This window comes from Pseudomonas sp. NPDC089406, from assembly GCF_044900265.1.
In the GTDB taxonomy this organism is placed as follows: Bacteria; Pseudomonadota; Gammaproteobacteria; order Pseudomonadales; family Pseudomonadaceae; genus Aquipseudomonas; species Aquipseudomonas fakonensis.
Window position 1 is genome coordinate 59,826 of record NZ_JBJDNC010000034.1, and the last position, 19,063, is coordinate 78,888.

19 protein-coding genes are annotated in these 19,063 nt (G+C 61.4%); 10 read left to right on the forward strand and 9 right to left on the reverse strand.

Annotated features, from left to right (window positions below):
* Positions 1 to 48 precede the first annotated feature (48 nt).
* The 3 genes from ACI2KK_RS21840 to ACI2KK_RS21850 are packed head-to-tail and all read left to right on the forward strand — an operon-like array spanning position 49 to position 2,297.
* On the forward strand, positions 49 to 1,083 hold the full coding sequence (locus tag ACI2KK_RS21840; protein ID WP_404670557.1) for a TerC/Alx family metal homeostasis membrane protein: 1,035 nt from the start codon (positions 49 to 51) through the stop codon (positions 1,081 to 1,083).
* Between the two features lie 30 nt (positions 1,084 to 1,113).
* Positions 1,114 to 1,689 carry a TerD family protein gene (locus tag ACI2KK_RS21845; RefSeq protein ID WP_369991413.1) on the forward strand — a complete coding sequence of 192 codons (576 nt, stop codon included), beginning with the start codon at positions 1,114 to 1,116 and terminating at the stop codon, positions 1,687 to 1,689.
* A 29-nt stretch (positions 1,690 to 1,718) separates the two neighbouring features.
* Positions 1,719 to 2,297 (forward strand): TerD family protein, encoded by a 579-nt coding sequence (locus tag ACI2KK_RS21850; protein WP_404670558.1) that lies wholly within the window; start codon positions 1,719 to 1,721, stop codon positions 2,295 to 2,297.
* A gap of 435 nt (positions 2,298 to 2,732) precedes the next feature.
* Here the strand turns inward: ACI2KK_RS21850 and ACI2KK_RS21855 are convergent, their stop codons facing one another.
* Entirely contained in the window at positions 2,733 to 3,983 is a 1,251-nt protein-coding gene (locus ACI2KK_RS21855) for a VWA domain-containing protein (protein ID WP_404670559.1), read from the reverse strand.
* Between the two features lie 62 nt (positions 3,984 to 4,045).
* Positions 4,046 to 4,606, reverse strand: a complete 561-nt coding sequence (locus ACI2KK_RS21860; RefSeq protein ID WP_404670560.1) for a DUF1523 family protein — start codon at positions 4,604 to 4,606, stop codon at positions 4,046 to 4,048.
* Positions 4,607 to 4,861: 255 nt separating this feature from the next.
* Between ACI2KK_RS21860 and ACI2KK_RS21865 the strand changes: the two genes are divergently transcribed.
* On the forward strand, positions 4,862 to 6,121 hold the full coding sequence (locus ACI2KK_RS21865) for a TerD family protein (protein ID WP_404670561.1): 1,260 nt from the start codon (positions 4,862 to 4,864) through the stop codon (positions 6,119 to 6,121).
* A 292-nt stretch (positions 6,122 to 6,413) separates the two neighbouring features.
* Here the strand turns inward: ACI2KK_RS21865 and ACI2KK_RS21870 are convergent, their stop codons facing one another.
* Entirely contained in the window at positions 6,414 to 7,313 is a 900-nt protein-coding gene (locus ACI2KK_RS21870) for a LysR substrate-binding domain-containing protein (protein ID WP_404670562.1), read from the reverse strand.
* Positions 7,314 to 7,416: 103 nt separating this feature from the next.
* On the opposite strand from ACI2KK_RS21870, the gene nfsB reads away from it, so the two are divergent.
* Positions 7,417 to 8,070, forward strand: a complete 654-nt coding sequence (gene nfsB / locus ACI2KK_RS21875) for an oxygen-insensitive NAD(P)H nitroreductase (protein WP_369991424.1) — start codon at positions 7,417 to 7,419, stop codon at positions 8,068 to 8,070.
* Positions 8,071 to 8,215: 145 nt separating this feature from the next.
* Here the strand turns inward: nfsB and ACI2KK_RS21880 are convergent, their stop codons facing one another.
* The gene (locus ACI2KK_RS21880; RefSeq protein WP_404670563.1) at positions 8,216 to 9,007 is read right to left on the reverse strand and encodes an AraC family transcriptional regulator; all 792 of its coding nucleotides are present in this window, start codon (positions 9,005 to 9,007) and stop codon (positions 8,216 to 8,218) included.
* Between the two features lie 83 nt (positions 9,008 to 9,090).
* Here ACI2KK_RS21880 and ACI2KK_RS21885 point away from each other — a divergent pair, with 83 nt between their 5' ends.
* The 3 genes from ACI2KK_RS21885 (at position 9,091) to ACI2KK_RS21895 (ending at position 11,719) form a co-directional block, all read left to right on the forward strand.
* The gene (locus ACI2KK_RS21885) at positions 9,091 to 10,083 is read left to right on the forward strand and encodes a bile acid:sodium symporter family protein (RefSeq protein ID WP_404670564.1); all 993 of its coding nucleotides are present in this window, start codon (positions 9,091 to 9,093) and stop codon (positions 10,081 to 10,083) included.
* A 634-nt stretch (positions 10,084 to 10,717) separates the two neighbouring features.
* Complete coding sequence (locus ACI2KK_RS21890) at positions 10,718 to 11,179, forward strand: DUF4259 domain-containing protein (protein ID WP_404670565.1); 462 nt, start codon at positions 10,718 to 10,720, stop codon at positions 11,177 to 11,179.
* 54 nt (positions 11,180 to 11,233) lie between these two features.
* The gene (locus tag ACI2KK_RS21895; RefSeq protein WP_404670566.1) at positions 11,234 to 11,719 is read left to right on the forward strand and encodes a DUF695 domain-containing protein; all 486 of its coding nucleotides are present in this window, start codon (positions 11,234 to 11,236) and stop codon (positions 11,717 to 11,719) included.
* Positions 11,720 to 12,344: 625 nt separating this feature from the next.
* On the opposite strand, the gene ACI2KK_RS21900 is transcribed toward ACI2KK_RS21895, so the two are convergent.
* From ACI2KK_RS21900 to ACI2KK_RS21920, 5 genes are all read right to left on the reverse strand, one after another.
* Positions 12,345 to 12,782 (reverse strand): hypothetical protein, encoded by a 438-nt coding sequence (locus tag ACI2KK_RS21900; protein WP_404670567.1) that lies wholly within the window; start codon positions 12,780 to 12,782, stop codon positions 12,345 to 12,347.
* 478 nt (positions 12,783 to 13,260) lie between these two features.
* A complete protein-coding gene (locus tag ACI2KK_RS21905; RefSeq protein WP_404670568.1) occupies positions 13,261 to 14,154 on the reverse strand; it encodes a LysR family transcriptional regulator in 894 nt (297 codons plus the stop codon).
* A 191-nt stretch (positions 14,155 to 14,345) separates the two neighbouring features.
* Positions 14,346 to 15,335, reverse strand: coding sequence for an aldo/keto reductase (locus ACI2KK_RS21910; protein WP_404670569.1), 990 nt, complete (start codon positions 15,333 to 15,335; stop codon positions 14,346 to 14,348).
* A gap of 201 nt (positions 15,336 to 15,536) precedes the next feature.
* Positions 15,537 to 16,073, reverse strand: a complete 537-nt coding sequence (locus ACI2KK_RS21915) for a hypothetical protein (RefSeq protein WP_404670570.1) — start codon at positions 16,071 to 16,073, stop codon at positions 15,537 to 15,539.
* A gap of 186 nt (positions 16,074 to 16,259) precedes the next feature.
* A complete protein-coding gene (locus ACI2KK_RS21920; RefSeq protein WP_404670571.1) occupies positions 16,260 to 17,126 on the reverse strand; it encodes a LysR family transcriptional regulator in 867 nt (288 codons plus the stop codon).
* Here ACI2KK_RS21920 and ACI2KK_RS21925 point away from each other — a divergent pair.
* Both ACI2KK_RS21925 and ACI2KK_RS21930 read left to right on the forward strand, forming a co-directional pair.
* Positions 17,125 to 17,952, forward strand: coding sequence for an aspartate/glutamate racemase family protein (locus tag ACI2KK_RS21925; protein WP_404670572.1), 828 nt, complete (start codon positions 17,125 to 17,127; stop codon positions 17,950 to 17,952). The two genes, ACI2KK_RS21920 and ACI2KK_RS21925, sit on opposite strands and share 2 nt — an antisense overlap.
* Positions 17,953 to 18,003: 51 nt before the next feature.
* Entirely contained in the window at positions 18,004 to 18,723 is a 720-nt protein-coding gene (locus tag ACI2KK_RS21930) for a glutamine amidotransferase (RefSeq protein WP_404670573.1), read from the forward strand.
* Positions 18,724 to 19,063: the final 340 nt, after the last annotated feature.

The following is a 19,063-nucleotide window of genomic DNA, read 5'->3' on the forward strand; positions in this document are numbered from 1 at the left end:
GGAGCCGGGGCGTACCCGGCTGATTTTGAACTTTTCAGGTAAACAATCGTGGAAGTGACTCATCTCGGTTTCCCTCCGCTGACCATGGCGGTTTTCGTCGGCATCGCCGTTGGCGCGCTGCTGCTCGACATGGTCACCCACCGCGGCGACAAGCCGGTCTCGCTGATGAAGGCTTCGGTCTGGTCGGTGTTCTGGATCGCCATTTCGCTGGCCTTTGCCGGCTTCCTCTACGTGCAGCACGGCGCCCAGGTCGCCAGCCTGTTCGTCACCGGCTACGCGCTTGAGAAGGTCCTGAGCGTCGACAACCTGTTCGTGTTCATGGCGATCTTCGCCTGGTTCAAGGTGCCGGACGGCCTGCGCCATCGGGTGCTGTACTGGGGCATCATCGGCGCCATCGTGTTCCGCGGCGTGTTCGTGGCCATCGGTACCGGCCTGCTGGCGTTCGGCCCGTGGGTCGAGATCGTCTTCGCGGTGATCGTCGCCTGGACTGCGGTGATGATGCTCAGAAGCGGCGGTGATGACGAGGAAGAGGAAGACTACTCCCAACACATCGCCTATCGCTTTGCGAAAAAACTGTTCCCGGTATGGCCGAAGCTGCACGGCAACAAGTTCTTCGTGCGCCGCAAGGAGCTTGAAGGCGAGTTGCTGAAGCCGGAAAACCAGGGCATGACGCTGGCGGCCAAGGGCGGCCTGTTCGCCACGCCGCTGTTCCTGTGCCTGGTGGTGGCCGAAGTGTCCGACGTACTGTTTGCCTTCGACTCGGTGCCTGCGGTGATCGCGGTCAGCCGCGAGCCGCTGATCGTCTATTCGGCGATGCTGTTCGCCATCCTCGGCCTGCGCACCATGTACTTCGTCCTCGAAGCGCTGAAGCGCTACCTGGTGCACCTGGAAAAGGCCGTGATCGCGCTGCTGTTCTTCATCGCCGTCAAGCTCGGCCTGAATGCCACCGACCACATGTTCCACCACGGTTACAACATCGACCCGAACACCAGCCTGCTGATCGTCATGGTGGTGCTGGTAATCGGCGTGCTGGCCAGTGTCATCTTCCCTGAAAAGGAAGATGCGCAGGCTGAATCCAACTGATCCACAGGCAACTTAACAAGGAGTTACGCAATGGCTTTGTCTCTGCAAAAAGGCGGCAACCTCTCGCTGACCAAAACCGACCCTTCGCTGACCAAGATCATCGTCGGCCTGGGCTGGGACCCGCGTGCCACCGACGGCACCGAGTTCGACCTGGATGCCAGCGCCTTCCTGCTGGGTGCCAATGGCAAGGTGCGCGGTGAAGCCGACTTCATCTTCTACAACCAGCTGCGCAGCGCCGACGGTTCGGTCGAGCACACCGGCGACAACCGTACCGGTGCCGGCGACGGCGATGACGAAGTGATCAAGGTCGACCTCAGCCGCGTACCGGCCGATGTCGACAAGGTTGCGTTCACCGTGACCATTCACGATGCCGACACCCGTCGCCAGAACTTCGGCCAGGTGGGTGGCGCGTTCATCCGCATCGTCAACGAAGTCAGCAACAACGAAGTGGTGCGCTACGACCTGGCCGAAGACGCGTCGACCGAAACCGCCATGATCTTTGCCGAGCTGTACCGCAACAATGGCGAGTGGAAGTTCCGCGCCATCGGCCAGGGTTATGCCGGCGGCCTGAAGGCTGTGGCTACCGGTTACGGTCTGAACTTCTAAGTCCCTTTACCAACACAGGAATTTACCCAATGGCTGTTAGCTTGAGCAAAGGCGGTAACGTTTCGTTGTCCAAGGAAGCCCCTGGCCTGACCGAGATCGTGGTTGGCCTGGGTTGGGATGCACGGGTCACCGACGGCACCGAGTTCGACCTCGACGCCTCGGTATTCGTGACCGGCGAAAGCGGCAAGGTGCTGAGCGATGCCGGTTTCATCTTCTACAACAACAAGAAATCTGCCGATGGCTCCATCGAGCACATGGGCGACAACCGCTCGGGCCAGGGCGACGGCGATGACGAACAAGTCAACGTCAAGCTCACCGGCCTGGCGCAGGACGTCAAGAAGCTGGTGTTCGCCGTGACCATCCACGACGCCGACGGCCGTCGCCAGAGCTTCGGCCAGGTCAGCAACGCCTACATCCGTGTGGTCAACAAGACTGACGGCAAGGAGCTGGCGCGCTACGACCTGAGCGAGGACGCCTCCACTGAAACCGCGATGATCTTCGGCGAGCTGTACCGTCACAACGACGAGTTCAAGTTCAAGGCGATCGGCCAAGGTTTTGCTGGCGGCCTCAAGCCCCTGGCTGAAGCTCACGGTGTGAGCATCGGCTAAGCCTTCTGGCTGAAAAAAAGCCCCCGCCTGGCGGGGGCTTTTTTGTGCCTGTTACGTCGCCAGGCCCGGAGTCAGCGGCGAGGGGTAGGGCCCTATCGCCGGCAAGCTGGCTCCTATGGATCAAATCACAACTCGTTGATTTAACGAAGATTCTGTGGGAGCGGCTTTAGCCGCGAACACCGGCGAAGCCGGTGCCATCTAGCGCGGCGCCTGCTTCGCGGCTAAAGCCGCTCCCACAGGGATTGCATGAGCTTCAGGCCAGTGCCGTACCTGTAGGAGCCGGCTTGCCGGCGATGAGGCCGGTTCAGGCAGCACAAGACAGTTGCTCCCACAGGTGACGGGGGCGCGCTTGCGGCCATAGTTCTGCGCGCGACAGCGCAGCCCGCAGGGCTGGGTAGGCCCCTGCAGGAGAGCCGTGGGTGCCGCGCCTGCCGATCAGGCAATGATGCCTTTGCTGCGCGCCGCTTTCAGCCAGCCGGGGAACTCTTCCATCAGGCGGTCGTACAGGGCTTCCTCGCTCAGGTCGCCCAGGTCGTCCATGGCGAAGAAGCTGCAGTTGTCGACCACCCGGCCGGGCATGTCGTCGAGTTTTTCCAGGATGCCGTACTTCGAGCCGCCCAGGCCGACGAACTGCCAGAAGAACGGCTGGCTGGCAGCCTCCACCATCAGCTTGGTGATGGCGCGGTCTTCGTGCACGCCACCGTCGCTGAGGAACAGGATGTACACCGGCAACGGGTTGCCTGCCCGGCGATAGTGGTCCATGACCATGCGCATGGCCTTGGGCTCGTCGTTGATGCGCGAGCCCACCTCCCATTTGCGCCAGCCGCGGTGGTCGGTGTCGATGAAGTCGCTGTAGTTGTCGAGGGTGGCGGGTGACAGGTGCACAGGCTTGGCGCCAAAGGCGAAGACATCCAGGCTGGCATCATCGTCGAAGGCCACCGCCAGGGGGATCAGGCGGTTGAGCACTTCCTGCACGTGCCCGCGGCTGTACTGCCCGTTCATCGAGCCGGATACATCGAGCACCACGGCGACCTGGGCCTTGACGTGGGTGAGGTTGTTCTTTTCAAGGCTGACCTGCGCCTTCTTGGCCAGGCTGATCAGCGCCGGCGCGGCTGCGGCGATCTTCTTCTCCAGCGAGAAGCTGGCCTGTATGACCGGTGCCGGTGGCGGCGGGGTGTCCAGCACTTCACCCCCGAAGTGGCGCACCAGGGCGGCCAGCCCCTCGCTGAAGCCTTGCAGGTTGGCCTGCAGGCGCCATTCGCCGTGCTTGCGGTAGATGTCCGCGACCATGATCGCCTTCTCGACGCTGAACGTGCTGCCGGAGAAGGCGCACGCCGCACCGCCGGCGTTGCCGGGCGCAGTGATGGTGAAGCGGCTGTCGGCGATATCCTTCATCGCCCCGGCGCCATCGATGGCAGCGGTGAACACCAGGCGCTCGATGCTGGCCGGCAATGCGCCGAGGTCGATTTCGAATTGGCCCGGGGCGGTGAGCCTGACGGCATTGCCCGGTGCGCTGGGCTGGTTGAAGAACACCATGTAGCGGTCATCCGACAGCCTGGACTGGGCATCGAGGCCGAAGCAGACCATGTCGATGACATGCCCCGACTGGATGGCGATGTTGAGGTTGGCACGCTCGGCAATGCCGATGGAGCCCAGCGTCAGGCGCTGGCCCTGGGTGATGTTCATGGGGCGATATCCTTATACGTGAACGGGCAGGGCGCTGGCAGGCAGCGCACCGGCAATCGGCTTCAGCCGCGAGGGGCGGGGGTGTCGGCCACCATCGGCCTGTTGCGCCGGGCAAGGGCTCGGCGTACCAGCAGCGCCACGCTAACCAGCAGTATCAGCAGGATGCTGAAGAACAGCGTGTTGAACAGCGGGAACGGCTCGTCCAGGCTGTTGGCAGCCTTGATGTCGGTGATGTTGGGGAACATCGAGAAGATCTGGAAGCGCCAGCCGTAATAGCGGATCAGCGCCAACTGTTCGGGGTCACGGGAGTAACCCTGGGCACGGGCCTGGACGTCGGCGGAGTCGAACTTGAAATACCACGGGAAGCCCCAGCCGGTGTCTTCGTTGCGGTACACGGTGACTTCGCGGGTGGTCGGGTTTTCGGTGTTGATGAAATAGACGTCGCGGGTCGGGCCGTCGGCCGGGTTCTCGGCGCTGATCACACCATCGGCGTCCATTCGCTTGACCTCCACGCCAGTGACGTGGACCACCTCGTGGCGTGGCAGGTAGTGATGCAGGCACATACCGACGGTGGCGATGAGCAGCAAACTTGCGACAACTAGCGAACGTTTCACCCAACGCATCGGGTATTTCTCCAAAAAAAGGCAAATATGCCGACAGCCCATGGCTGACGCATGACTGATATGTTGCAAGTTGCTTCAAGATTACAGGTGGCCGGCGGGTCGCCGAAAGCCTTGCTCTACCTGTAAGATCCAGCCCCGCATTTTAACGAGTGCGGCAACCTTTTGTGCGAACAGCGCAGCACTGTAACAGGCCGGGCAGGATACTCCCGGCTTTGCGTCCCTTGCGACCATTCAACGGCGGCAAGGGCTTATCCCATGGAAAAGGCGATTATTGTGAACCTCTCTCTATCCTCTGGCGCCAACACCACCCTGGGCCTCGCTCGCGGGCAGGTGCAGGTCACCCATGCTGCCGGCGAAGGCCTGGACGTCAACCTGACGGCGTTCTTGCTGAGCGACAGTGGCAAGGTGCTGGACGACAGCGGCATGGTGTTCTTCAACGCCCCTGAGCATGCCTCGGGGGCGGCCGCGTTCAGTGCGCCGGTGCTGAGCGCCGGCGTGGTCACCCACAGCATCAGTTTCGACCTCGACCGGCTGCCGGCGGGCATCGGCAAGATCGCCATCACCCTGACCCAGGACGGCCCCGCAGGCGGCTTTGCCCAGGTGACGGCGCTGCGTGCCCAGGTGCTGGTCGGCCAGCAGGTGCTTGACCTGGTGCCGGGTGCGTTCGACCGGGAAACCGGTATCACCGTGCTGGAGTTGTATGTACGCAACGGGCAGGCCAAGGCCCGGGCGGTTTGGCAGGGCTTTGCTTCGGGGCTGGCCGGGTTGTGCGGGCTGTACGGCGTCGAAGTCGAAGAGCCGGCTGTTGCTGCACCGCCTGCGCCGCCCAAGCCTGTGAACATTGGCAAATCGCTGATCACCCTCGACAAGCCCGGCAGTGCGCACAAGGTGACCCTGGAGAAGGGCGCTGCGGCGCCCAAGGTGATCAAGGTCAGTGCCACCTGGGTGGATAACGGCGACGGTTGCGACAACGATGACCTCGACCTGCGTGTTGGCATCCTGCGCCCGGACGGGCGCATGTCGATCATCCAGGCGCCCGACAAGCGTGGCTCGTTGACCAGTGACCCCTACGTGTTCCACACCGGTGATGTGGTGGCTGCCAGCGCCTCGGCGCCGGGCATCGAAACCGTCGAGATCAGCACCGAGATATCCCAGCGCATGGGCGGCAAGGTGGCGCTGGTGTGCAGCGTATATTCGGCGGTCGACAATGGCGCCGTGTCGGTGGCCTCGCTCAAGCCGAAAATGCGCATGGAGTACGGCGACCAGGTGGTCGAGTGTGCCTTCGAGTTCAAGAAGGGGTTCTTCAGCAGCATGGTCTACACCTACGTGCTGGGCACCGTGGAGATCGACGGCGACGAGGTGCGCATCAGCCCCAGCGGCGTGACCTCGCGGGCAGGCTCCGAGGCCACGCCCTGGCTGACGCGCAAGGGTAACGAACTGGTGCTGACCATGGATGGCCCGCATGTGTTCAAGGGCGAGCCCATCGAACGCAAAGGCAGCAAGCAGTACTGGTGAGGCCCGCAGCCGTACTCTCATAGAACAGGTCACCACTCGTTGATTTGACGAAGACTCTGTGGGAGCAACTGTGTTGTGCTGCCTGTACTGGCCTCATCGCCGGCAAGCCGGCTCCTGCAGGTACGGCACGGGCCAGAGGCTTATGCAGTCCCTGTGGGAGCGGCTTCAGCCGCGAACACCGGCGCAGCCGGTGCCATCTAACGCGGCGCCTGCTTCGCGGCTGAAGCCGCTCCCACAGGTAGAGGGGTGCGCTTGCTGCCGTAGTTTTCTGCGCGGCAGGCTGGGTGGCTTTCTACAACAACCCCACCGGCCGCAACCCCTCGAACCGCTCGCGCAACCACCCATGCAACTGCGACACCGCCGGCGTCAGCTGCTTGCGGTGCGGGCACACCAGGGTCACCGGGGTCGGCTCGCCGGCGTGCTCGGGCAGCAGCACCTCCAGCTCGCCGGCGGCAATGTTGGCACTGACATCGAGCCACGACTTGTACACGATGCCTTCACCCTCCAGCGCCCAGCGCCGCACCACGTCGGCATCGTCGCTGACCAGTGGCCCGCGCACCTGCACGGTTCGGTTACCCAGGCGCCACTTGTCGTACACCCGGCCCTGCTGCAGGTACAGCAGGCAGTCATGCTGCTGCAGCGCCTCGAGCGTTTGCGGGCGGCCATGGCGGGCCAGGTAGTCCGGTGAAGCCACCACCACGCGGCGGTTCCAGGGCGCCAGGGGCAGGGCGATGTAGTTGCCGTCCGCAATCACCCCGTAGCGGATCGCCACATCCACCGGGTCGCGGTACAGGTCGGCCAGCTGGTCAGAGAGGAAAAACCGCAGGTTCAAGCCCGGGTGCTCGCGGCGAAAGGCGCTGAGCCAGGGGCGCAACAGGTTGCGGCCCATGTCCGACGGCGCCGCCACCTGCAGCACCCCGCGCAACTGGCTGTGGCTGCCGTGCAGGTCTTCGCGGCCCTGGCGCAGGGTTTCGAGCACGCGTTGGGCGGTGGGCAGGTACAGCTCGCCCTCGGCGGTCAGGCGCAGGCTGCGGGTGGTGCGGGCGAACAGGCGCACGTCCAGCTCGCGCTCCAGGCGCTTGATCGCCGCCGCCACCTGGCCGGGCAGCAGGTCGGCTTCGTGGGCCGCCGCAGTGAAACTGCCCAGGGCGCTGGCGCGGGTGAACAGTTCCAGGTCGGTGATGCGCAGCATTTTCACTCCAGGGATGAAAGTGTTGCTGCATTGTGCGGGTTTTTCTTTGCTGCCGGGAAGATAAGATGCGCCTCACTACACGATCCCACAGGAGTTACCTTCGATGGACACCGTTGCCCTGGCCAAGCGCCGCTACACCACCAAAGCCTACGACGCCAGCCGCCGTATCCCCCAGGCCACCATCGACGCACTGCTCGAGCAACTGCGCCACAGCCCGTCCTCGGTCAACTCCCAGCCTTGGCACTTCATCGTCGCCGACACGCCTGAAGGCAAGGCGCGCCTGGCCAAGAGCACCGAGGTAGGGTTTGCCTACAACACCGCGAAGATTCTCAACGCCTCCCACGTGGTGGTGTTCGCTGCCCGTACCGACATGACCGACAGCCACCTGCAGGCGGTGCTGGACCAGGAAGAAAAAGACGGCCGCTACCGCAACGAGCAGGCCAAGGCCGGCCAGGACCAGACCCGGCGCTTCTACGCCGACCTGCACCGCTACGACAACAAGGACCTGCAGCACTGGATGGAGAAGCAGGTGTACCTGGCCCTGGGTACCGCGCTGCTGGGCGCTGCGGCCTACGGCCTGGACGCCACCCCGATCGAAGGCTTCGACTTCAAGCTGATGGACGCCGAACTGGGCCTGCGCGAACGCGGCTTCACCAGCGTGGTGGTGTTGGCCCTGGGCTACCGCAGCGAGGATGACTTCAACGCAGGCCTGGGCAAATCGCGCCTGCCGGCTGAACAGGTGTTTACCTTCCTCTGACGCGCTCGCTGACTAACGCGCTGACGCACTCCCTGTAGGAGCCGGCTTGCCGGCGATGAGGCCCGGCCTGGCGGTGCAGATTCGTACTTTGTGCCACGGCTTACGGCCCTATCGCCGGCAAGCCGGCTCCTACAGGAGGGCGGGTTCAGGCGTTGAAAAAGTCGCCGGGCGTCACGCCGAACTGCTCGCGAAACGCAGCAATGAACGCCGACGTCGACTGATATCCGGCACTCAATGCCACCTCGGTCACCGCCACGCCCTGGCCCAGGGCCTCCAGCGCACCCAGCAGGCGCATGCGCTGGCGCCAGTGGCGAAAGCTCAGCCCGGTTTCGCGCAGCAGAATGCGCCGCAAGGTCTTCTCCGACGCCCCCAGCATTTCGCCCCACTCGGCCAGGGTGCGGTTGTCGTCCGGCGCGTCCTGCAACTGCCGGCACAGCTGCAGCACCCGCGCATCCTGCGGCAAGGGCAGCGACAGGCTGACCTCGCGGGCGGCACGCAACTGGTCCACCAGCACCATGGCCAGGCGGCCATCCTCGCCAGCCTCGTCATACTCGGTGGGGCATTGCGCAAACTGCTTGATCAGCTCATGGGTCAGCGGCGTCACCTCGATCACCCGGCAATGGCCATGGGCGTCATCGAAAAGCTGCGGGTCGAGGTAAAGGCCACGCATTTCGGTATTGGCAAAGCTGAACACTTCGTGGTCCATGTCCGGCGGCATCCACACCGCGCGTTGCGGCGGGGCGACGAAGCTGCCGGTAGGGGTGTGTACGTGCAGCACACCGGAAATCGCATAGGACAACTGCACCCACGGGTGGCGGTGCATGGGCGTGCGCTCCGGGCGCAGCAGCGATTCGGTGCGGGCAAACACCGGGCGCGGCAGAGCGTGCAGGGCGGGGACAATCCGCTCATGTACGCCAGCTTGTCCACTTATCGACATTTATTGCCCTCATCGCGTTAGCCGGTTACCGCCAACAAGGCTAAGGTAGGCCAGCCAGTAAAACAACACAGGATATTTCAGCCATGGCCCGATCGCGGTTCTTGCCAGACAACTTCACCCTGACCTTGATTGCCGTGGTGGCCATCGCCACCGTGCTGCCGGCGCGCGACCAGGTGGCGGTGGCGTTCGACTGGATCACCAACATCGCCATCGGCCTGCTGTTCTTCCTGCACGGCGCCAAGCTGTCGCGCGAGGCGGTGTATGCCGGTGCCGGGCATTGGCGCCTGCACCTGTTGGTGTTCGTCTGCACCTTCGTGCTGTTCCCGCTGATTGGCCTGGCGCTCAAGCCGGTGCTGCAACCGCTGGTAGGCAACGAGCTGTACCTGGGCTTCCTGTACCTGTGCGCGCTGCCGGCCACGGTGCAGTCGGCCATCGCCTTCACTTCGCTGGCCCGCGGCAACGTACCGGCGGCCATTTGCAGCGCGGCAGCCTCAAGCCTGGTGGGCATCTTCGTCACGCCGATGCTGGTGGCTTTGCTGATGGGCGTGCACGGTGACAGCGGCTCGACGCTTGAGGCTATCCGCAAGATCAGCCTGCAGCTGCTGGTGCCCTTCGTGGCCGGGCAGATCGCGCGGCGCTGGATCGGTGACTGGGTGGGGCGCAACAAGGCCTGGCTGAAGTTCGTCGACCAGGGTTCGATCCTGCTGGTGGTGTACTCGGCCTTTGGCGCTGCGGTGATTGGCGGGTTGTGGCAGCAGGTACCGCCGGCCACCCTGGCGCTGATCGTGGTGGGCTGCTGCGTGGTGCTGGCCTTGTCGCTGGGGATCACCGCGCTGCTGGGCAAGTGGCTGGGCTTCAGTATCGAGGATCGCATCACCATCTTGTTCTGCGGCTCGAAAAAGAGCCTGGCCACCGGGGTGCCCATGGCCCAGGTGCTGTTTGCCGGCAGCACCATCGGCTTGCTGATCTTGCCGCTGATGATCTTCCACCAGATCCAGCTGATGGTGTGTGCGGCGCTGGCGCAGCGCTATGCGCGCCGGCCTGAGGTTGAGGGTGAGCGGGCGGCGGCGGTGTAGGCGGGTGCCTCCCGTGTTCGGCCTGCTGGCGTCTAGGCTTCAGGAGGCACGGTGCAAGCCCTGAAACAAAGACGCCTGGTGTTTTCACCAGGCGTCTTTGTTTTTCCATACAGGTGCGAGCGCGCGGAAATGCCACAGCAACGCGGCGCAGAATGCTATGAGGCGACAGAGGCCATTCACGACCCAGAGCGGCCTTCGTGGGAGCGGGTTCACCCGCGAACACGGGCGTAGCCCGTGCCATCCTCCGTGTTGCCTGCTTCGCGGGTAAACCCGCTCCCACAGGGGTCGCGCCGGCCTCGAAAAATGAGCCAGAGCAGCCCCCTCACAATGGCTGCTATGGGTTGCAAGCGGTCGGTCACCACTGTCCGCTTTCGACCCTTTGCTGCCAGTGAGCTCTGCGCCCTCCATGTAGGAGCGGGCTTGTCCCGCGAACACGGGCGTAGCCCGTGCCAGACGACTGCTTTCCTGAGCTGAGCGATTCGCGGGTTAAGCCCGCTCCTACAAAAGGGCAGTGCTGAGCATTAGTCGCCAATCTTAATAAATCTTAATGCTCGTACAGGACCGGCATCTGCTATCAAGTCAGGCTGGCGTTCGGTGTCGATTCGCACGCCAGGCATGACAAGGGAAGACTAGAGTGGGCCTTTCAGCCCATCTGTTAGCGATAGAAACGAAGGAAGAATTATCGATGGGAACATGGTCGATTCACGCATTTGGAAACGACGAGGCCAGTGATTTTGCGGCTGAACTGAGTGAAGTTGGTGATTTTGAGTTGATCCAGTCAGCGCTGGAGGACGTCATTGCAGCGGATGAGTATCTGGAAGCGCCAGAGGCTGATCGTGGCGTCGCTGCTGCGGCAGTGTTGGCTCTGCTCAACGGGCAGGAAGTCCCTGGCGACACTGATGAAGCGGTAACTGATTGGGTGAAGCGACAACTAGCGAAACCCAGCTCTGTCATGCTCAGCCAGGCCCAGGCGGTTATTGATCGCGTGTTATCGGAGCACTCGGAACTCGCCGAGCTTTGGTCTGAGAGCGATGAATACGAGGCTTGGCAAAAAGGGCTACGTCATATCCAAGCGTCTCTTTCGGTAGAGATCTGACAACGATTGCGGGCGATGCTCCGATCACATTCAGTTTCTCTGCCAGAGCGAATCATGCGCGTCTTTTTGATCTCCATCCTCGTATTTGGAACAGCATTCATGGCATCGGCAGAAAGTACCTGGTCGGTTGGCACATCGACCGTTCAAGGAAGAAGGGTCGTTTACAAGTACATCGACAGCGTGCCACCTGCAAGCACCCGTCAACAATTACCGTGGCTGACCATCGTGTCCTGGAAGTACGACGGCGACAAAAATGATGGGATGCCACCACCGAAAACTGATCAAGCAATGATCGCGCTGGAAGACGCCCTTGAAACACTCTGCGATCATCAAAAGGCCTGTCTTGAGGTGTATACAGGCACAGGAAATAACCTCAAGGAGTTCGCCTTTTACATCGAAGATCGCGAGGCGTTCATGGTCGATTTCAATAAAGCTCTGAGTGGCCACCCCGCTTACCCCATCGAAATCAATTTCTATGAAGACCGGGAATGGAGCGACCTGGCCAAGTTACACCAACGCACGGGCGTTATCTGGAAGTGAAGCTTGGCGTACGTCTGCTATGGGTCGAACACAGCTGCTCTAGGCTGGCCAGCCTGGACGCGATACTGCCTTCATCGAGGACAGCTATCAGCCCTTGACTGGCATCTACAGCTCTACACGCAACCCCATGTACTTAAACGTCGCCACAATCCTGACAGCCTGGTCGATCTTCCGGCCAGGTACGGCGTTGGCTCTGTAAAATCAGACGTCTGCTGTCATCCCGATAGCTACCCGCCTTGTACACCAGGCTCTGGGCCATTCAGGGATAGTGGTAGCAGGTGTTCTGCCAATTCCGGGTTTAAACAGGTCAATCCCTACTGATTTTTCATGTACCGATGCGACCGGCTGGGCTGGAATGTCGGAAATCGCCAAACCGAGGAGGTAGGCTGTTTCATGCCTGCCAGGTTGAAGTGCTTGTTCCGCAGCGCCTCCACGAGGCCGATGCCGGGCACTTCGGATGTGCTCTGCAGCGCAGAAATCATTGACCTTCAGCCCGTTGCAGCCCGGTTTGCCGAGCGTTACAACCAAGTGCTCGCACAGGCTGTGGGTAAGGGGTGCCCTTGATGGTCGACACCCGCTGGTGGCCAGCGGGTGCAGGGCCACCAATGGGTGGGCTATTCAAAGATCAGCCACTACACCTGGAGGTCGGGCGCACCAGTTCCATGATCGTGGCGGCAATCAGCCCCTCGGTGGTGGAGGGCCTGAACTGGTGTGATTGCATCTCCCGTATGGCGGAGCATGCATAGCGATAGTTGACCCAACTGAACAGCAGCGCGTCGATTTCGGGCGCTGGGACTGCTACGGTTCGATGTTCATGCCGATCATTCTCGTAGGCCGTGATCCACTCGGACACCCCATCGCTCCTTTTGGTGAACCAGAATCTACCGCCGTCAGCGACCACACAGATTGAAGTCGTGCCGCCATCGGAAAGCGCATTTATGTCGCATACATCGAACGCCCCGTCTTTCTGCACCAGCGTGACGAACGCTTTGGCAACCATGGCCTCTGCGGCCATACAGGGTTGCACCAGCAGCATGGGAAGCACGTACTTTACCCACTTCATTCAAGCCTCGATGTTCAGATTCGATGTCTGAGGGAAATTTGCATCACTTTCCGCTGACAGGCAATCGGCCAGTGCCCGCCTCACCAGAGCCGTTTTTGTGGGTGTTACGCGCTGCGCGAAACGCCAGGTTGAGCGTGGTCGCTCCTGAAGGACCGCTATCGACCCACAGCGGACGTTGGAGAATAACGCATGTAGCAAGGCCGACACGCACTCTGTGGGAGCGGGTTTACCGGAGTGCCGGACCACCTCGAAGCAGGCGCCGCGGTGGATGGCACCGGCTGCGCCGGTGTTCGCGGCGGTTCGACGCCTCGATAAACCCGCTCCCACAGAGATTGCGGTTGTGCCCACCGGCCGCTGTGGGTCGATAGCGGCCATCCATTGCAGCCGGCCGCGCACGACTGCAATCGATCAACAGGACCTGCACATTAACTGGGCTGCGGGAACAGGGCAAAACTCAAGCGCCTTGAAACCCGATAACTCAGCGCCCGTAGCGTAACGCTTCAACCACAACGCCAAACGCCGATGAATGCTCACGGCGGTTGGGATAGTACAGATGGTAACCGGCAAAGGGTTGGCACCAGTCGTCCAACACCCGCACAAGGCTACCGTCGGCTAGCGCTTTGGCCACCATGTCCTCCGGCAAAAAGCCCAATCCACACCCCGCCAAGGCCGCGCGCAGAATCGGCACGCTGCTGTTGAATGTCCATTGCCCTTCGACACGGGCCTTCAGTTCGTGGCCATCTTTTTCAAAGTCCCATTGCAGCAGGCTGCCATGGGTGGGCAGGCGCAGATTGATGCAATTGTGCGCGGCCAGATCGCCGGGCTGGTTCGGCACCGGCCGCTGTTTGAAATACCCAGGTGAGCCCACCACCGCCATACGCAAAGGCGGCCCGATAGGCACGGCGATCATGTCCTTGGCTACCTGGTCGCCCAGGCGCACACCCGCGTCATAGCGCTGCGCGACGATGTCGGAAAGGGCGTAGTCGACGGTAATTTCGACCTTGATGTCCGGGTAGTCGGGCAAGACCTTCAAAAGCTTGGGCCACAGGATATTGTTGGCGGCATGTTCGGAGGCCTGAATCCGCACATTGCCTGTCGGGGTGTCACGAAACTCGCTGACCGCGGCCAGTTCCAGTTCGATTTCATCGAACCGCGGCGCCATCGACTGATACAGCCGCTGGCCCGCCTCGGTCGGCGCAACGCTGCGCGTGGTACGCGTCAGCAGGCGCACGCCCAATCGGCTTTCCAGCGCGCGCATGGTGTGGCTCAGCGCCGACTGCGAGACGCCAAGCTGGGCGGCCGCGCGGGTGAAACTGCCTTCGCGGGTGATGACCACGAAGGCTTGCAGGTCGTTAAGGTTGGCGCGGGGCATTGATGAGGGCCTTTCATGAAGGGCGCGGGATTGATCCATGAAAGCAGGTTGCACACGCATGCGCGACCCAAAAGAGCGTTGGCTACAAGGTGCGGGCGTAGAATGCGGTCAGTTTGCCAATCGCGGCATCGACATAACGCGGCACCCAGTAGGTTTCGATGTGCGTCGCGGTGGATTGGCGTGACCATTGTTCATCGGCCGACACGCGCCTTGAGCGCCTCGGGATAACGCTCGCCTTCGATGCGGATCTGCGCCAACGCTGTATCAATTGCCTTCAGTTCGAGGGGCTCGAGGGTGATGTCTGCGCCGCCGAGGTTTTCTTCCAGGCGATGCAGCTTGGTCGTCCCCGGAATCGGCACGATCCACGGCGCCTGCGCCAGCAGCCAGGCCAGCGCAATCTGCGCGGGTGTGGCTTGTTTTCGCGCGGCGATCTCGCGAATCAACACCACCAGGGCCTGATTGGCTTGCAGCGCCGACTGGCTGAAACGCGGGACGATGCTGCGAAAATCGTCGCTGCCGTAGGTGGTATCTGCCGCCACCGTGCCGGTGAGAAAACCTTTGCCCAAAGGGCTGAACGGCACGAAACCGATGCCCAGCTCCCAAAGCGTCGGCAGGATTTCCTGCTCAGGCTCGCGCCACCACAGCGAGTATTCGCTTTGCAGCGCTGTGACCGGCTGCACCGCGTGCGCACGGCGAATGGTCTGCGCACCGGCCTCCGACAGGCCGAAGTGCTTGACCTTGCCTTCGCCAATCAAGTCCTTCACCACCCCGGCGACGTCCTCGATCGGCACCTGCGGGTCGACCCGGTGCTGGTAAAGCAGGTCGATGTAGTCGGTCTTCAGCCGACGCAACGAACCCTCGACTGCAACCCGGATGTGCTCGGGGCGGCTGTTGAGAATCTGCTGTTTGTTGTCGTCGCCGAAGGTGAAACCGAACTTGGTGGCGATGACCACTTGATCGCGCACCGGGGCCAGGGCTTCACCCACTACCTGTTCGTTCAGGTACGGGCCGTAAACCTCGGCGGTATCGAAGAACGTGACGCCCCGGTCAACTGCCGAGCGGATCAGTGCAATGGCCTGTTGCGTGTCAGTTGCCGGGCCGTAGCCATGGCTCAAGCCCATGCAACCCAAGCCCAGGGCTGAGACTTCGAGTGAACTGGTTCCGAGGGTGCGCTTGTGCATTTGAATCTCCCGACATTTGCTGTTGGGAGAACAGTAAGCGAGCTAGGGAGGAGGGACTAGACGGTTAAATCGGAAAGGGTTCATGAGCATTGTTCATTAATCCCGGGTGCCGTTAAGCCATTGCCCAGCAACGCAGGTGCGAACTGCTGTACAGCGCGCAGGCGTGACCCACAGCATCAGCCGGGCACCAATGTGTGATGCTCACAAAGTGTCGGGGTCGATGCCGATCGCACGAAGGGCTTGAGAGAACGAGTGATCGATGACGGCTTCGCCTGTGGCCGAGGCAGTTTGATCGATAGCCACAATGCGGTACTGCAGCTTTTGCCCGGTTACAAGGTCCCGGATGATCTGCTTCGCTTTTTCGCCAGACGCCAGCGTGTAGGGGCTCATCATTTGCGTAGCGGCATTCTTGACGGTTTCAGCGTGCTCACCAGGGGCAGTCACAGCCTTCGGGAAAACCGCCGGGGAGAGGCTCACCGGGTTTGCCTGCGGGGTGATGGTCCAGGCTTCATGTTGATCGACAAGCAGTTGCACGGTACCGACCGGCAGCCTGGCCCTGCCGCCGGACATCACTCCAACCAAAAGCTCGTCACCTTCCTTGCGAATCACCGGGAAGTAGTACACCGGCCTGGTGAAGAACCCGCCAGCACTGCCTGTGTCGCCAGTGCTGACCATCAAGGTCGTGTAGTGGGTGGACTCGTCCGTCGAAGAGGTCGCTCTCCAGGTTGGTTGGCTCACGGCGCATCCTCCCAGCGAGAGAGCAACAGCGAGCACTGCTGTGGTCCATTTCATTGCGGCTTCTCAGTGTCCAGGGGGCGAGTGTATCAAGGGGGCTAGCTTATCGTTGGCAACGCAACCGATGTGTCTTTGCCAAGTCGCAGCTCATACGCAAAAAACCTTCAACTGGAGCAGAACGTCTTCCTGCTATGAGGCCCTTCGGTGCCTGGCCAACTCATCGCGAAGAGACTGCAATACGCGCGATTCATGCCCGTTGCGCCAGACCAGATGAGTGCGAACCCGAGCAACCTTTGGCGGCAAGGGGAGCGATCTGACCAGGCTTTCGAGGTTTACAGCCTTGAGCACGGACTGCGGCATGATTGCCACCCCGGTCCCGGCTGCAACACAGGCTGCTATCGCATGATAGGAGGCAAGTTCCAGCACCCTGGTGGGTACGATTTCGCAGGTCTGAAGCCAGCTTTCCAGAATGCGCCTGAACGAGCAGCCCCTGGAAAACGCAATGATGGTCGCTCCCTGGAGTGCGCGCGCATTGGCGATTGGGCTGTTCTTGGCCACGACGAGCGCCAGTTCCTCAACGAAGACCTCTTGGCAATCCAGCCCGGCAACGGTGAATGGGTCCGAGATAAATGCAGCCTCGATGTCACCGCGATGAACCTGTGCAATCAGTGCGTCCGTTGAGCCGGATACCAACTCGATCTGAACATCCGCAAAGCGTTCGTGATAGCTGGACAGCAGCGGAGCAAGCCTGGCGGCAGCGGTACTTTCAAGCGTGCCTATGCGAAGCACGCCTTGCAGGGCGCCGCGCTTGAGAGCGGTTTCTGCCTCCATGGAAAGGCGAAGCAACTTCTCAGCATATTGATACAGCAGTAGTCCTTCATCGGAAGGCGTCAGCTTCCCACCCAGGCGATGGAAGAGCGCCACACCCAAGCGCTCCTCCAGGTTCTTTACCCGCGTGGTGATATTCGATTGCACGCGATTAAGCTGGGTTGCCGCGTTGGTGATGCTGCCGTAGTCCACCACGGCTTTGAATATTTGCAGTGAATCGAGGTCCATGTTTCTCATTTTGAGAATCAACTATGCCGATTATTCATTTTTTAAGAAGGTGCGCGCAGCATACACTCCAGACGATCCAAGCGGGCAGTGCCTGCTATCTGGTCATCGAGAGCAGCTTCCTGAGAGGTGTAAAGTGCGCAAGATTGGTCTTATCGGCGGGATGAGCTACGAGGGCTCTGCGGTGTACTACCGGGAGCTGAATCGCGGCATCAATCAACGGCTGGGCGGTCTGCACTCGGCCCAGGTGCTGCTGCACTCAGTGGATTTTCAGAGCATTGTCGACAAGCAGAAAGCAGGCGAATGGACGCAAGCCGGGCGCCAACTCGCTGAAGTGGCTCGGAGCTTGGAAAACGCCGGCGCTGAATGCGTGATGATCTGTGCTGTGACCATGCACCTGGTTGCGGATGCTGTCATGGCCGCCACCTCGCTGCCCTTCATTCACATTGTCGATGTCGTAGCCGATCGCCTCAAGCTCGCCGGGCACAAGAAACCGTTGCTGATCGCGACCCGATACACCATGGAGAATGGCTTCTACCCAGCCCGCATGCACAAGCATGGTATTGACGTGTTCGTTCCTGATAGTTCGGGCCGAAGCCAGGTACACGACATCATCTTCAACGAACTCAGCCTGGGGATCGTACGAGACGAATCGCGAGCCGTGCTTTTGTCTCTGATCGCGAAGGCCAAAGCCGAAGGTGCGGACTCTGTCATTTTTGGTTGTACGGAAATCTGCCTGATCCTGGAGAGCGACAAGCTTGATCTACCTGGTTTCGATTCAACCGCGATTCATATCGAGGCCGGAATTGAATTTGCGCTGGGTAGCTGATTGCCCCACAGTCGTTTTCGTCATTTCCCTTTTGAACAGCGATAGACGTCATTGACTTCACCCACGCTTCTTATCGTTCAGGTCGGTACGCCACCGGCCGACATTCGCGATCAGCTTGGCGACCTGCCGTCATGGTTTGCTGCGGCCTTGGGGCTCTCACTCAACGACATGAACGTTGTACGAGCCTTCGAGGGGGAACTGCTGCCTTCTCCTTGCAAGGCGTGTGTTGCCATTATCACGGGTTCATGGGCGATGGTTACCGACCGAGCGCCATGGAGCGAATACGTCGCACAATGGATTCGCGAAGCCATGAGGGTTGAGATGCCACTGTTTGGCGTGTGCTATGGGCATCAGCTCATCGCTCACGCGCTGGGTGGGGTTGTCGACTATCACCCTGGCGGGCGTGAAGTGGGCTGCGAGATGATCCAGCTGCTACCTGCGGGCATGGCCGATGAGTTGCTGAAGCAGTCGCCAGCTCAGTTCCCGGCCCATCTCACCCATGAACAGAGCGTTATCACGCTGCCTGAGGGCGCTGTCGCGTTGGCTCGCTCGGCGCATGACCCTCATCAGATCATCCGCTATGGCCGTCACGCGATCTCCACCCAGTATCATCCCGAGTTCACGCCTGGTCACCTTGAAGCCATGATCCGACGACGTCATGCCCTACTGGTCGCTGAACAGCGTGACCCCGCCCAAATGCTCAATGCGCTTCAGAAGACACCCAGTGCCCAATCGGTAATGTGCCGCTTCGTGTGGAGCCATTTGAAGTAGCCGCCGAGCAGGCGTCTTAGACGAGTACTTACGTTGGGGTCTTCGGTCATGACGATAATTCGCTATGGGTCGACAGCGGTCATCCACGGCCGGTAGCTATTGACCCATTGCGGCCATTGGAGAATAACGCTTGTAGCAAGGCCGACACGCACTCTGTGGGAGCGGGTTTACCCGCGAAGCAGGCGCCGCGGTGGATGGCACCGGCTGCGCCGGTGTTCGCGGGCAAGCCCGCTCCCACAGAGATAGCGCCAGCTTTTAGAAATTGAGCAAGACAGTTGCTCCCACAGGGATTGCATAAGCTTCAGGCCAGTGCCGTACCTGTAGGAGCCGGCTTGCCGGC